Here is a 14,740-nt window from a genome sequence, read left to right as displayed (position 1 = left end):
AAATTACTTATCGCTCAAAAAAAACCACTTTTTTCTCATAACCCCAGAAAAATACGGTTTTTTGATCGCAAAAACGGCAAAATTCGCCCACAAAAATAAAGCAATAAATATGCCACGAATTAACGAAAACCACTTTTACGCTGGAGACCCTCGTCTCAAGATAGCATTTCTTTACACTACCACAGTCAGATTTACAGAGAAAAATACCCTTTTTCCTCTGTAATCCAAGGCATTACACGCATCACCGTTAACGCGTTTCACCACGACGTTGGGGCAACGGCCACTCGCATTAAGTCACAGTGGTATTCAGACAATAATCAGAGACTAACAGAACCCGACGGACTCCTTTCCGCCCTGTCGTCGCCAGCCTCATGGCTTACCTCGTCTTCAGCGTTTGCCCGCACGGTCAGGTTCTGTCACGCGTTTAAACCCGCAATGGATCAGAATTTTTCCCACCCTTCGCCGTTGCGGCCCTGTGCCGACAACAGCGGCGTGGTGCTCTGCCCAACAGCGCGATGAACAGGGGCAGCGACCGCCGGACGGGAGAAAGATGTTGCCGGATCGCAATCGGAATCCAGATCGAATACATCCACCACAGCGGACAGCTCGCTGGTTTGTTCATCCAGGCGGGCAGCCGCTTCTGCCGACTGCATCACCAACGACGCATTCTGCTGCGTGACGCTGTCCATTTCGTGCACCGCCTGGCTAATCTGCGTAATACCGCGCGTTTGTTCATCCGTTGCCGCCGCGATTTCACCAATCAGGTCGTTCACATGCGAAATGGAGGCAATAATTGCCGTCATCGCTTCACCGGACTGTCGAACCTGTCCTGCCCCGGTTGCAACTCGCGAAACCGATTCGGCAATCAGCGCCTCAATTTCCTTCGCCGCCTGCGCACTGCGCTGCGCCAGTGTACGAACCTCGCCGGCCACGACCGCAAATCCTCGCCCTTGCTCCCCCGCACGCGCGGCTTCAACCGCCGCATTCAGCGCCAGAATGTTGGTCTGGAACGCGATGCTGTTAATGACCGAAGTGATATCGGAAATTTGTCGGGAACTGGCACTAATGCCATCCATCGTCGTCATCACATTGGTGCTGATATTCCCGCCTTTTTGCGCCATATCCGCCGCATCCTTCGCCAGCTGACGCACCTGATGCACATGATCGGTAGTTTGCCGTACCGTGGAGCTAATCTCTTCCATACTGGCAGCCGTCTGCTGTAGTGCCGCGGCCTGCTGCTCCGTGCGACTGGAAAGATTATCGTTGCCATCCTTAATACTCGACGTCCCGTTGTTAATTTCCGTCGTACTCTGCCGGATGACGGTCACCGTATCGCGCAAACTTTTCTGTAACCGCTTGATGTCGGGGATCAGTCGTCCCGCACAGTTCCTGCCAAACTCCGCCAGTTCACAGCCTAAGCGGCCCGCCGTCAGCTGAGCCAGATGGGATTTAAGCACTGAAATCGGAATAACCAAGTAGTTCCTCAAATAGTATTCCGTGAAAATCAACACGATGAAGCCAATCACCATCACGGCAATCAGCGCATTACGGTTTTGGGTATTGTGTTCATTCACGCTTGGAATTAATGAGGAGGCGGTAATGCCATCCGAATAGCGTTTGATATCTTCACCAAACGTCAGGCTAATGGGCGGATAAACGGAGCGGAAGATCTGCCGAAACCCTTCGTAATCATTACGTTGCAGCGCCGCATTCATCGGATCGATCGCGGTAGCAATCAGAGTGCTCCACGTTTTGTTTACTGCATCAACCGTCGCCTGCTCAACGCCGACGTGTTCCGCTGTCTGGAATTTCTCCAGCGAATCCTTGGTATTTTTTAGCGCAACCTGTGCCATATCCAACGTCTGTTTGGCGTTTTCTGGCTCGTTACGCTGCAAATAGTCCATCGTTCTTTCCATACGAGTTACGGCCCGAAAATATTGATCGGCTCCATAGACCAGATGGGAATACGTTTTTCGCTGAGTCTCACTTTTATCAAGCAGATTGGTGACCTGATAAAGTGAGTAAAGACTAAATCCTGATGCCACTCCCCACGCCACTAACAGGGAAGCCACTATGACCAGCACCATTATTTTTATGCTGACATTTCTTAGAAATTCCATAATGCACTCCGCGACGTTAACAAATATTTCCCGCCCGCACGCTCTGTCGGAAAAGTATTTACTTTTTACTCATGACGGTGCCGTCCGTTGTCTCGCGCCCTTATCCCACGCGATCTCACAGACGTTCTGGAATTCCCTGATTCATTACCCATCAAATGGGAAGTCACGCTAAAAAACTCACGAACACAATGCGTTATCTTCCTTGAGATACCCGTCTCCATGGTTTTAAACGGCCGATAGGCGTCACTACCACAGCCAAATCGGTGGCATGTAGAGTTAATATCGTCAAAAACAGTATAGGCATTAACGGATAAAGAGGAGGAATACGCTGTCACGTTATTTTCCAGACGAATGCCCTATGAAAAAAGGTCGCCGCGCTCAACGCGTTAGGCCGATTTGTCATCGCCCTGAGCATGACCACGATCAGTAAATTAATTTTCTTTATCGGTGATTATCGAAAGTTAGATGACTGCATCAACAGCCAGCGATAAGAATGCAGTTCTTACGATCCAAGACTCGACTTTGGAGAATAATCATGCAGAAAGTGCTTACCGTCTGCCCGTATTGCGGGTCGGGCTGCAAAATTAACCTGCTGGTAGAGAACGGCAAAGTGGTTGGTGCAGAAGGGGCAAACGGCGTCACCAACGAAGGTGAACTGTGCCTGAAAGGCTATTACGGCTGGGATTTTCTTAATGACACAAAAATTCTGACGCCGCGTTTAAAACAGCCGCTAATCCGTCGTCAGAAAGGCGCGCCCTTTGAAGCGGTGTCCTGGGATGAGGCTATCGATTTTGCCAGCTCTCGACTGAAGGCCATTAAAGAGAAGTACGGCGCCGAGTCGATTATGCACACTGGCTCGTCACGCGGCCCCGGTAATGAAACCAATTACGTGATGCAGAAATTCGCCCGGGCAGTCACCGGGAATAATAACGTCGACTGCTGCGCCCGACTCTGCCACGGCCCTTCGGTCGCCGGGCTACAGGTGACACTGGGCAACGGCGCAATGAGTAATTCCATCTGTGAAATTGAAAAGACCGACTGCATCCTGATTTTCGGCTACAACGCCGCCGACTCACACCCTATCGTGGCGCGTCGGATCCTGAAAGCCAAAGCGCGCGGGGCAAAAATCATCGTGTGCGATCCACGCCATATTGAAACCGCCCGTATCGCCGATCTGTGGCTGCCGTTGAAAAATGGCTCCAATATGGCGCTGGTCAACGCGTTCGCCAACGTACTGATTAACGAAGGCCACTACGATAAGGCTTACGTTGCCCGCCATACCGAAGGCTTCGAGGAATTCAGCCAAACTGTCGCGAAATATACGCCGGAATATGTTGCCGACATCACCGGCCTGTCGCCGAAATTGATTCGAGACGCGATGCGGATCTATGCCGCCGCGCCGTCCGCCACCATTCTATGGGGAATGGGCGTGACGCAATGGGGGCAAGGCGTGGATGTAGTCAAAGGGCTGTCCGGTCTGGCGCTGCTGACCGGCAATCTGGGGCGTCCGAACGTCGGCGTCGGACCAGTGCGGGGGCAAAACAATGTGCAGGGTGCCTGCGATATGGGTGCGCTGCCCAATATGTTCCCCGGTTATCAAAACGTCACGGATAAGGCAGTGCTGGCGAAATTTGCCGATGCCTGGGGCGTGCCTGCACTCTCTGACAAAGTGGGCTACTCGCTGACCGATCTCCCACACAAAATACAAGAAGGGAAAATCAAGGCCAACTATGTGATGGGCGAAGATCCGCTGCAAACCGAGCCGGACCTGTCGATGCTGCGTGATGCCTTCAACGAGCTGGAATTGCTGATCGTGCAGGACATCTTCATGACCAAGACCGCCGCAATTGCCGATGTGATTTTACCTGCAACGTCCTGGGGCGAACACGAAGGGGTGTATACCGCGGCCGACCGGGGATTCCAGCGCTTTTATAAAGCGGTGGAACCACAGGGCGATGTGAAACCCGACTGGGAAATCATCAGCCTGATGGCAACAGCGCTCGGGTATCCAATGCACTATCGCAACACGCAGGAGATCTGGGACGAACTGCGAGCACTCTGCCCGCTGTATTACGGCGCGACCTACGAGAAAATGGCGGGGCTGGGCTATGTGCCCTGGCCGTGCCCGACGGAAGACAGCCCCGGAACACCGTGGCTGTATGCGGGTAATCACTTCGATCGTCCCGGCGGGAAAGGTCTGCTCATGACGGCCGAATGGCGACCGCCAATGGAGCTGGTGGATGAGGATTATCCGCTGGTCTTGTGCACCGTGCGCGAAGTCGGCCACTACTCCTGCCGTTCCATGACAGGCAACTGTACAGCATTACAAACACTGGCGGATGAGCCCGGCTACGTGCAGGTTAGTCCATATGACGCCGAACGTTTAGGCATCCGCGATCAGCAACTAGCCTGGATCTCGTCGCGACGCGGTAAGGTTATCTCTCGCGTGGCCGTCAGCGAGCGCATCAATAAAGGTGCCGTCTACATGACTTACCAGTGGTGGATCGGTGCCTGCAATGAGCTGACGTTGGATCATCTCGATCCGGTATCTAAGACGCCGGAATATAAACACTGCGCCGTTAAGCTGGAGGCGATTGACGATCAGCAAGCGGCGGAGAACTATGTACAGCAGGAATACAGCCAGTTGAAAGACCGGCTGCGTACTACCGCAGAAAACGTTAGCTAATCCTCTTGCCTAAGCCGCCACGAATCCAAGCCATTGAGTACAAGCCGTGGCGGCTTAGGAATACATGTCGTCCAGAAAATACACGCTGGTTTAGACAACGTTTAACTAATCTTTCCGATAATACTTTTATTCCTCACCTCATCTTGTAAAGATTTATTAATGAACGCGGATGAATTTCCGTTAATCGATAATAAATTTCTACGCAGCCATTAAATTTTCACACCGCTGTTTATCTTTTAAAATTATGTTAGTCATCGCAGTCCCTCTCTCCGTTCAATTGTTTTTTATTCCAATTTAGCGCAATTTGCGTTTCATTTTACAATGATTTAATTTGTTTTTAACAAAAAGAGCCTCCTACCAGCCGTGGCAATTCGCCGCTTAACGTCATGCCAAACAATCGGTTAGATATCAGCTGATGGGGATAAAAGGAATATTATTACCGCTCGCATCGAGGTCGATTATGTTGCCGATTACCGTTACCTTGTCTCGCCATCATTACCTGTCGTTTATTATTCGTATCGACCCCGGAAGCTAATTCCCTCCTTTTATCCGTATTTCCTCTGAACGTCTCTGACACTGGGAAATAACCCGTTCCTATCCCTTTCGATATGCGGTTATGCAAAAACCGCACGGCTTTTGGCACCCTAAATTTGCCGAAGAGAAAGGCAGTAAGCTACTCGGAAAATAATAAAAAACAGGAGATTCACTGTGCTCACTATTCTCGGTTTCTCTATGGTCATCTGCTTTATGTACCTGATCATGACCAAACGAATGTCTGCGCTTATCGCGCTGATTCTTGTCCCTACACTGTTTGCGCTGGCGGCAGGTTTTTATCAGGGGCTGGGGGCAATGATGCTGGACGGCATCAAAACGCTGGCGCCAACGGGCGTTATGCTGACGTTCTCTATTCTTTACTTCGGCATCATGATCGACGCGGGGCTGTTCGATCCGCTGGTGCGTTTCATTCTCCGTCTGGTTAAGGGCGATCCGCTGAAAGTGTTGGTCGGCACCGCCGTATTAACCTTGATGGTGGCGCTGGATGGCGACAGCACAACAACCTACATGATCGCGATTGCCGCATTCCTGCCGCTCTATCAGCGGTTGGGTATGAGCGTGCTCGGATTGACCTGTCTGGTGAACATCGCCAGCGGCGTGATGAATCTTTCCCCTTGGGGCGGCCCTACGGCGCGCGCCGCCGCTGCATTGCGCGTTGATGCGCTGGACGTTTTCCTCCCCATGCTCCCTGCAATTATTCTAGCCAGCCTAACGCTGGTCGGCGTGGCCGTGTTTCTGGGGCTACAGGAACGTAAACGATTGGGGATCATTGATATCAGCGACTTCCAGAATGCCTCGATCAACCTGGGCAACGGTAGTGACGAAGAAAGCGATGCCAATCGCCGCCCTAAGATGTTCTGGCCTAACTTTGTCCTGACCACCCTGCTTCTGGTGTTTCTGGTGATCGGCATTCTGCCGATTCAGGTGCTGTTTATGGTCGGCTTTGCCATCGCCGTCATGCTCAACTATCCCAAGCTGGAAGAGCAAAAAGCGCGAATCGGCTCACACGCGGCTAACGTGTTGGCGGTAACATCGCTCATTTTCGCCGCCGGGATTTTTACCGGGATCTTATCCGGTACGGGGATGGTGGATGCTATGGCGAAAAGCCTACTGCAGGTGATACCAGAGAGCTTCGGCCCGTATCTTGCGGTATTCACCGCGCTCATTAGCCTGCCGTTTACTTTTTTGATGTCCAACGATGCATTCTATTTCGGAATCTTACCGGTTATCGCACAGACGGCGGTCAACTATGGTATCACCCCAGAGGAGATCGCCCGGGCGTCGATTGTCGGCCAGCCGTTCCACCTGCTCAGCCCGCTGGTGCCGTCACTCTACCTGCTGGTCAGTCTGGCAAAAGTGGACATCGGCGATCATCAACGCTTTGCCATCAAATGGGCGATTTTTGTCAGCCTGTCGCTGCTGGTCGGTGGTATTGTCTTCGGCGCGTTTCCGTTCTATCACCAGTAACTCAGGATTGCTCCGGCCCAGCCGGAGCATGCTGACCAGAACATAACGTCCCCCGTAACACCCTTAAATGACATAGCAGGATAGCGATGGCTTTAACTCCCCTACAGACAAGGATTGTCAGGCAGATTGTCGCCTATATTCGCCGCGAGCAACTGCCCCCCGGCGCACATCTGATCGAATCGTCGCTGGCGCAGGTGCTGAATGCCTCACGCACGCCGGTCAAGGCCGCACTGCTGTATCTGACGGAAAAAGGCATGCTGCATTACCACCGTAATCGTGGGTTTTATCTTGACCGTCCGGCCCATGAATTGGGTCATCTGGTCGCCGAGTTAGCCACCAGCAGCGAAGACCCGCTCTACCAGAAGATTGTCGATATGCGTCTCGCACGCCGGTTGCCGGAGCAGTTTTCAGAAGTGGATCTGATGCGGGAATGTCAGGTGTCCCGTTCCGTGCTGCGTAACGTTCTGACGCGTATTCAGCAGGAAGGCTGGCTGGAGTTTCGCACCGGCCAGGGTTGGCGAACCACGCCGATTATCGATTCCGTCGCCGCCTATGAGGAAAGTTTTACCTTCCGTCTGCTGGTCGAGCCGATCAGCCTGCTGTCGCCGCAGTTTCATATCGATCAGCACACGCTGGACGCCTGCCGTAAGCAGCAGGAAGACATTCTTAATGGTGGTTACCTGACGCTCACTCCCCATGAAATGTTCGATGCCAATACGCATTTTCATGAGACGCTACTCGCCTGTAGCGGCAACCGTTTCGCCCACCATAGTCTGCAACGAGTCAATCAATTACGGCGTCTGGTGGAATATCGGCAAAGCAGCCCAACCTTCAATCCCAAACGGCTGGAACAGATTACAGAGCATCTGGACATTCTTGATTGTTTACAGCGGGGAGAACGCGAAACGGCGGCAGAGCGGATGAAAAAACATCTGGAAAAAGCCTGCCACGATAAAGTCAGCATCGAGCTTTTTCGCTGAAATAACCAACAACGAGGTCTCAAATCATCAGTAACATATGTTTAAAAAATAGAAAACACCATTTTAAACACACTAAACGCGCAGATAGTTACAAACAGAAACACATAGAGCAATAATTGAACTTTAAATCAGCAACACAAAAATGAAGATTAAATCACAAAGAAAAAGTCACGATTTTAATAATTAAAAAATTAATTTCTTTATAAAATGGCATGTATATAAACTTTTCGTTAATTGTTCTTTTATTTTTACTTAATCTTTAAGTAATTCACCATATGTTTTATTGATATATAGCCACAGATCATTAGCAACACTAATTCAACACATTACGCTCCCACTCCGCCGGCAAAAAAACCAATACAAGCCATTGTTTATTAATGAATTAACGGAAAGTGTTTGTTTTACACGATCGGTGTGTCACATCCCCATTTATCATTACACGCGACATGGATATGCATTTTTCGCATGACAAAGATCACAATTACATAACAATCCGCAGAAAAAAAATGTAAAAAGCAAGAATCGTTGTAATATCGGCGGGCAGACACAACACCCCAATAACAGATTCGGGTGAGGGCTTGGTGTATTCAGGGAAAGCATCAGCCATCACGCGGCAATAATATTGTGTTGTCTGAATCAATTCATCAACATGAGGTTTATATGCAAAGGCAGAAGTTACTTGTACAGATAGTCTTGGCTATCGTCCTGGGGATATTAATCGGCTGGGCCTGCCATCAATATCTTGATGGCGGTCGAGCAAAAGAAGTTGCATCCTATTTCAACATGGTTACCGATATCTTCCTGCGCCTGATTAAAATGATCATCGCGCCACTGGTCTTCGCTACGCTGGTTTCCGGTCTGGCAAGCATGGGAGGAAATTCTTCTGCCGTTGGTCGTATCGGTATGAAAGCGATGATCTGGTTTGTCAGCGCATCGTTCATCTCTCTGCTCATCGGTATGGTCTTCGCTAACCTGTTCCAGCCCGGCGCAGGCATGAATCTGCCGATTCCTGTACAACAGGTTGCTACGGGTCTGAACACGGACGGATTTACGCTTAAGAGCTTCATCAGCCATATCTTCCCGAAAAGTATCGTAGAAGCGATGGCGAACAATGAAATTCTGCAAATTCTGGTGTTCTCACTGTTCTTCGGTTCTGCTCTGGCTTATGTCAAAGGCAAAAACAAGCACGCGACCACGATCATTTCCATGATCGAAGAACTGACCAAAGTGATGTTCCGTGTGACCGACTACGTGATGGCGCTGGCTCCTATTGCTGTCTTTGCCGCAATCGCTTCCGCGATTACCACGCAAGGCCTGGGCCTGCTTTACGACTTCGGTAAACTGATCGGTGAGTTCTACCTCGGCCTGGCCGTACTGTGGGGCGTTCTGTTCCTGGTTGGCTACCTGTTCCTGGGCAAAGCCATCGTTACACTGGCGAAGCTGATTCGTGAACCGACCATGCTGGCTTTCGCCACGGCGAGCAGTGAGTCTGCTTACCCGAAAACCATGGAAGCGCTGACCAAATTCGGCGTGCCGAAAAAAGTCACCAGCTTTGTGCTGCCACTCGGTTATTCGTTCAACCTTGACGGTTCCATGATGTACCAGTCCTTTGCGATTCTGTTTATCGCACAGGCTTACAACATCGATCTGAGCATTACCCAGCAAATCCTGATTCTGCTGACGCTGATGATCACCAGTAAAGGGATGGCCGGTGTAGCGCGTGCTTCTATCGTGGTGGTTGCTGCAACGCTGCCAATGTTCAGCCTGCCGGAAGCCGGTATCCTGCTGATTATCGGTATCGACCAGTTCCTGGATATGGGCCGTACTGCAACTAACGTCATCGGTAACAGTATCTCTACTGCCGTTGTGGCCAGTCTGGAAAAAGACATCCACGATGATGATGAGGAAGAGGCTACCGACGAAATCGTCGCCTATCAGGAACCTCAGCAGGCCACGCAAAATAGCTAATGCTGGGTAAGTGAATATGTGATCATAGCGGCCTGCGGGCCGCTATTTTTTTATCTCTCGTTGCACTGCCAACGCTGTGACGACGTTTATAGTCCAGATGATGATGACAGCCCTTTCATGTAGCGCCAGAATTTCTCAGAAGCCACATTCAGCCGTGCATCAAGGCGATACAGATAAACCCCCATGCGGATCACCGCATTTTCCATGCTCAGGATCGTCAGCTCTTTGTTTTTCAGCTCTTCCTGAATGGAATAGTCCGGCAGCCAGGCAATACCATAACCTTTCTTCGTCATGCGTTTGAGCAAGTCGCTCATCGAAGAGACGAAGTTGACCGTAAACTTATCACTCTCAACGCTGGATAAGTAACGGCTGACCTGACGCCCCATGTAGCTCGCCTCGGTATAGTTGAGTAACGGCACCGATGAGGCGCTTACATCAAACAGTGGCTTCCCTGCGCTATCACACGCGCAGACCGGATAAAGCCGGGATTCCAGTATCTTCTCGTGCATAAAGGGCTCCCCCATCAGATCCTCATTGTAGAATGAGAAAATGAAGTCGCTGCGCCCTTCTTTGAGATTCAGCACCGCTTCATCGACATCGATCGACTCTACATAGAAGATTTTTTCCTGCGGATCCGGCACGTCTTTTAACAGCTCCGGCATGATGAAGACCGACAGCGAATGCGCCGCCGCAATGGTGATCTTGTTTTTGTAGTTATCCCCGCCGTGCAGCTTGTTGAGCTGGTATTCCAAATCGTCCAGCGTATTACGGATATAGGCGTGGAACACGCGGCCCTGTTCGGTGAGCTGCAGCGGCAGCGCGCTACGGTCAAAAATGTCAAACCCAACTGCCGCTTCCAATGCCTGAATACGCCGGCTAAATGAGGATTGAGAGATATTTCGCTTCTCGGCCGCCAGCGTAAAACTCCGGTGCTCTTCCAGCACGATAAAATCATAGAGCCACTTGGTTTCGATATTGTTCAGCATCACCCCTCACTCAAAACGCGCAGCGTCATATTTTCGTTCCCTATGCCAACGTTCTATATCTGCCAACGACCTACATCGCCAATAAAGATACTTCCCACTATACACCGTTAAAACCAATAAAAGCATAGGGATGCCAATAGTTATGCAAATCACACATAGCAAATGGGAATTTAGCAATTCACATTGCCCGCCAGTGTGCGATTATCCTTTTAATTTCATAATGCTACAGGGTTAACAGCATGAACAGTCTCGTGGGAATTCTTGGCGGTATGGGGCCGGGTGCTACCGTCGATGCGATGCAAAAACTGATCAAAAACACGCCAGCGTATCGGGATCAAGACCATATCCCCATGATTGCGGTGTCTATTCCTGATATCCCTGACAGAACACAATGCATTCTCCAACACAGCGCCTCACCGCTGGAAAAAATGCTGCAATATATGAAAATTCTCGAAAATGCAGGCGCTGAATGCATCATTATCCCGTGTAATACCGCGCACTATTGGTTTAATGAATTAAAACAGCAGTGCCGTGCGGAAATGATCAGCATTATTGATGTGACCTGCCAGGCGATTAAGAATGCCAACACCACACGCGTCGGCCTGTTAGCGACGACAGCGACGGTCAAAGCGAGAATTTATCAGGATAACCTGATTACCGATAATATTGAGTGCTATACGCCGGATGATGCAGACCAACACCAGGTAATGGAAAGCATCTACGCGTATAAATCCGGTGATATCGCCGGCGCCTATAGCATGCTGTCACCTGTTAAAGATCGTCTGTTGCAGGCTGGCGTTGAGAAAATTATTCTGGGTTGTACCGAGCTTCCCTTGATTCTGGAGCAGGAAGTCAGAACGTCACCACAGCATTATGTCGATGCGACGGAAGAGTTAATTAAGAAAACGGTCGAGTGGTATTTTACTCACAGTCCGAGAAACGATATCGCCGCCTGATTCAATTTTACGTTTTTCAACATTACACTATTTAATACAATATAATTATGCCACTCGGCGAATACATTCACGCCGAGTGGCATAGTGTTATATACTCACTATTTAATGAGTATCAATTCACAATACAGCCTATACAGACACGCAAATAAATAAACGCACCGTGATTATGACGGGAATTTCAACGCACTATTTTGTGCACCCGAATTAGAAACCACCCAGGATTTCGCCGCTGACGTGGTCATCAGACTGTATGAATAGTTAGATGACGCCGTCCATTTAGCCGCAGGCGATTTACTCGCCACGGCAGCCGGTGAACTGCCATTATCCGTAAAGGTTGAACCATTGCCTTTATCGTCAACCATCCCTTTCTTTTCCGCACCGGTACCGAATACGTTGCGTTCAGAGATAACATTGGCATTCTGCGCGACCGTAAAGGCCAGGTTGAATTTATTGACGTAGTTGTTGAAGACGTGGAAATAACCATAACGCATCAGGCCGGGCGCACGCACCTGAATATTTTCGTAATAGTTATGACAAATAGTCAAACGTGGATAGCCATTGTAGGCGCTATTATTGTCATCAGCCGGATGACCGAAGATGCAACCATATTTATGGTTTGAGAATAAGCAGTTACTGATCGTGATGTAATCCGCCTTCTCGCCGATATAAATCAGTTTATCGAGGCTACCATCGTTATCGCTCCACGTATGCCCAGGCCATGAACAGTGATCCACCCAATATCCCTTACCGTAGTTCAAATACAGCTGGATATCGTCATTATCTTTGATGGCAACATCATGTTTAAAAACCAGATTCTGGAAAATGACGTTAGATGAATTGCTCTCAGCACGCAGGTGGATATTGGTCAGTACATTAGCGCCACCGAAAGAACCGACGATGGTTTTATTGCTGCCAAATACCACTTTGGTCAACGCAGATGTTTTCAGCGATGCACCCAGCACCACAATCGTTTTTGTGGAACCGCTGACGGCTGATTTAAAATCGGCCAGAGAATTTACCGTAACAACTTTACCGCCTGTTCCTCCGGTAACATTTGCTGCTTTTGCAAAACCAATAATCCCAGTAAGATTCGTTGTTGGATAAGCCATAAATTTTCCTTTTTACAATTAGTGAATAGTAATGTCATTTGAGGTGTTAATTAACAAAATAAATAACACGCCTTCGACAATTACAGAGTGTATATAAGAGAATTTATTATGCTTATTAATCGAGTTTAATAAAAAAAGAACCTTGCGAATAGTTTCTTATTTAATTAATTCGCAGCCACCTTATTAATAAAGGTGACTGCATCATAGCCATTAAATTATTATCGCTACCATCCTTTTACTGCACCGCCATTAAAAATACGGTTAGCAGCCTGTTCAACCTCATCGGACTGGTAGGCTTGAATAAATTTCTTCACGTTCTCCGCCTCCTTATTATCCTCACGGGTCACAATGATATTCACATACGGAGATTCCTTATCCTCAATAAAAATACCGTCTTTCGTTGGCGTTAAGCCCGTTTGTTGAATATAGGTGGTGCTAATGATCGCCACCGTTACTTTCGGGTCGTCTAATAAACGTGGCAGCTGTGCCCCTTCTACTTCCATAATACGCAGGTTGTGCGTGTTGGTCGTAATATCCAGCACCGTCGGCAATAAACCCGTATCAGGTTTCAGGGTAATTAATCCGGTTTTTTCCAGTAATAACAGCGCTCGCCCCAGATTAGTCGGATCGAAAGGAATCGCGATAGTATCGCCATCTTTCAGATCGTTGATATTTTTTATCTTTTTCGAATAACCCGCCATCGGGAAAACGAAGGTATTTCCTACCGCCACCAGTTTATAACCGTGTTCGCGATTTTGCTGTTCCAGAAAGGGGCGATGTTGAAAGACGTTTGCGTCCAGATCGCTTTTATCCGTCGCTTCGTTAGGCAATAGCGAACCGCTAAACCCGACCAGTTCAACATCAAGGCCATATTTTTCTTTTGCCACTTTCTTCGCCACGTCGGCGACATCCTGTTCTGCGCCGTTAATCACACCGACTTTAATGTGGTTGGCAGAATTGCTTGCGTTATCGCATGCGGTCAACGCCATCGCCGCCGTGACCATTCCCGCCACCAGCGCTACACGCCATGTCTTCATCATTCTGATTCCCTGATATCGTAAATACATTGATTTCTCAATATATTGATTTAAAGAAAAAAACAGTATGTCCCTCGATTAAGCGAGTCAAATAACTCCGCGTTCTATCAATATGCTTTTCACCATGCTTTCAATAAGTGTGGTGAATTTGTTAAGCCGATTCCATTTTAATTATCTGCTATTGCTCACCTCTTGATTCCCCCGCATTATGACACTTTGATGACTTCTGATTCACACGGCGAAACCATGATTAATGTGGCTTTGGTTGACGATCACATCGTTGTACGGTCTGGCTTTGCACAGCTTCTGGCATTAGAAAATGACATTCAGGTAGTGGAACAATATGCCTCGGCGGCGCAGGCGTGGCCCCATCTACTCAAACAGCCGATTGATGTTGCCGTGATTGATATCGCCATGCCGGATGAAAGCGGCCTGTCGTTATTAACCCGCCTGCGTCAGCAGCGTCCTCAGTTTCGCGCCATTATTCTGAGCATTTACGATACCACTGCATTTGTACAAAGCGCGCTGGATGCGGGGGCTGGCGGCTATCTCACAAAGCGCTGCGGCCCGGAAGAATTAGTGCAGGCGGTTCGCGTGGTCGGCAGCGGCGGTATTTATCTGTGTGCCGATGCCCTGCACGCCATCCGCCATCAGCAGCAGCCACCGAAAGAGCTGCTGGCGCTTACGCCACGCGAGCGGGAGATATTCAGCCTGCTGATCAACGGGATTAGTGTGAAAAGCATCGCTGAACAGCTCGAACTCAGCCATAAAACCGTCCACGTACACCGCGCCAACATTCTCAGCAAATTGCAGTGTGAATCTACGGTAGAACTGGTGCACTTTGCGCTACAGCACCAACTTCTGGCCGGGAAATAG

10 protein-coding genes are annotated in these 14,740 nt (G+C 49.4%); 6 read left to right on the top strand and 4 right to left on the bottom strand.

The annotated features are described in order from the left end of the window. Positions 1-440: 440 nt before the first annotated feature. Entirely contained in the window at positions 441-2,120 is a 1,680-nt protein-coding gene (locus R9X49_RS03230) for a methyl-accepting chemotaxis protein (protein ID WP_319847191.1), read from the bottom strand. Between the two features lie 535 nt (positions 2,121-2,655). On the opposite strand from R9X49_RS03230, the gene fdhF reads away from it, so the two are divergent. The 4 genes from fdhF (at position 2,656) to R9X49_RS03210 (ending at position 9,776) form a co-directional block, all read left to right on the top strand. After that, positions 2,656-4,806, top strand: coding sequence for a formate dehydrogenase subunit alpha (gene fdhF, locus R9X49_RS03225; protein ID WP_319847190.1), 2,151 nt, complete (start codon positions 2,656-2,658; stop codon positions 4,804-4,806). A 708-nt stretch (positions 4,807-5,514) separates the two neighbouring features. After that, a complete protein-coding gene (locus R9X49_RS03220) occupies positions 5,515-6,828 on the top strand; it encodes a CitMHS family transporter (RefSeq protein WP_263059238.1) in 1,314 nt (437 codons plus the stop codon). Between the two features lie 86 nt (positions 6,829-6,914). Further along, positions 6,915-7,808 carry a GntR family transcriptional regulator gene (locus R9X49_RS03215; protein ID WP_319847189.1) on the top strand — a complete coding sequence of 298 codons (894 nt, stop codon included), beginning with the start codon at positions 6,915-6,917 and terminating at the stop codon, positions 7,806-7,808. Positions 7,809-8,468: 660 nt separating this feature from the next. Further along, positions 8,469-9,776: a dicarboxylate/amino acid:cation symporter gene (locus R9X49_RS03210; RefSeq protein WP_319847188.1), complete on the top strand. Its 1,308-nt coding sequence runs from the start codon at positions 8,469-8,471 to the stop codon at positions 9,774-9,776. 86 nt (positions 9,777-9,862) lie between these two features. Here R9X49_RS03210 and hypT read toward each other — a convergent pair whose 3' ends face one another. Beyond that, complete coding sequence (hypT, locus tag R9X49_RS03205) at positions 9,863-10,762, bottom strand: hypochlorite stress DNA-binding transcriptional regulator HypT (protein WP_319847187.1); 900 nt, start codon at positions 10,760-10,762, stop codon at positions 9,863-9,865. Positions 10,763-11,001: 239 nt separating this feature from the next. On the opposite strand from hypT, the gene R9X49_RS03200 reads away from it, so the two are divergent. Beyond that, positions 11,002-11,718 (top strand): aspartate/glutamate racemase family protein, encoded by a 717-nt coding sequence (locus R9X49_RS03200; protein WP_319847186.1) that lies wholly within the window; start codon positions 11,002-11,004, stop codon positions 11,716-11,718. Positions 11,719-11,882: 164 nt separating this feature from the next. Here R9X49_RS03200 and R9X49_RS03195 read toward each other — a convergent pair whose 3' ends face one another. Both R9X49_RS03195 and nlpA read right to left on the bottom strand, forming a co-directional pair. Continuing rightward, positions 11,883-12,827, bottom strand: a complete 945-nt coding sequence (locus R9X49_RS03195; RefSeq protein ID WP_319847185.1) for a pectate lyase — start codon at positions 12,825-12,827, stop codon at positions 11,883-11,885. A gap of 224 nt (positions 12,828-13,051) precedes the next feature. Further along, positions 13,052-13,867, bottom strand: a complete 816-nt coding sequence (gene nlpA / locus R9X49_RS03190) for a lipoprotein NlpA (protein WP_319847184.1) — start codon at positions 13,865-13,867, stop codon at positions 13,052-13,054. Positions 13,868-14,110: 243 nt separating this feature from the next. Between nlpA and R9X49_RS03185 the strand changes: the two genes are divergently transcribed. After that, complete coding sequence (locus R9X49_RS03185; RefSeq protein WP_319848568.1) at positions 14,111-14,740, top strand: response regulator transcription factor; 630 nt, start codon at positions 14,111-14,113, stop codon at positions 14,738-14,740.

The sequence above is a fragment of the Pectobacterium carotovorum genome, assembly GCF_033898505.1.
GTDB classification, from domain to species: domain Bacteria; phylum Pseudomonadota; class Gammaproteobacteria; order Enterobacterales; family Enterobacteriaceae; genus Pectobacterium; species Pectobacterium carotovorum_J.
The sequence above is the reverse complement of the archived record's forward strand: the minus strand, read 5'-3'. Positions and strand labels throughout refer to the sequence as shown.

Excerpts from the sequence above, each read along its gene's own strand:
- R9X49_RS03230 (WP_319847191.1), bottom strand. The coding sequence starts at position 2,120 with ATGGAATTTCTAAGAAATGTCAGCATAAAAATAATGGTGCTGGTCATA.
- fdhF (WP_319847190.1), top strand. The coding sequence starts at position 2,656 with ATGCAGAAAGTGCTTACCGTCTGCCCGTATTGCGGGTCGGGCTGCAAA.
- R9X49_RS03215 (WP_319847189.1), top strand. The coding sequence starts at position 6,915 with ATGGCTTTAACTCCCCTACAGACAAGGATTGTCAGGCAGATTGTCGCC.
- R9X49_RS03210 (WP_319847188.1), top strand. The coding sequence starts at position 8,469 with ATGCAAAGGCAGAAGTTACTTGTACAGATAGTCTTGGCTATCGTCCTG.
- hypT (WP_319847187.1), bottom strand. The coding sequence starts at position 10,762 with ATGCTGAACAATATCGAAACCAAGTGGCTCTATGATTTTATCGTGCTG.
- R9X49_RS03200 (WP_319847186.1), top strand. The coding sequence starts at position 11,002 with ATGAACAGTCTCGTGGGAATTCTTGGCGGTATGGGGCCGGGTGCTACC.
- R9X49_RS03195 (WP_319847185.1), bottom strand. The coding sequence starts at position 12,827 with ATGGCTTATCCAACAACGAATCTTACTGGGATTATTGGTTTTGCAAAA.
- nlpA (WP_319847184.1), bottom strand. The coding sequence starts at position 13,867 with ATGATGAAGACATGGCGTGTAGCGCTGGTGGCGGGAATGGTCACGGCG.
- R9X49_RS03185 (WP_319848568.1), top strand. The coding sequence starts at position 14,111 with ATGATTAATGTGGCTTTGGTTGACGATCACATCGTTGTACGGTCTGGC.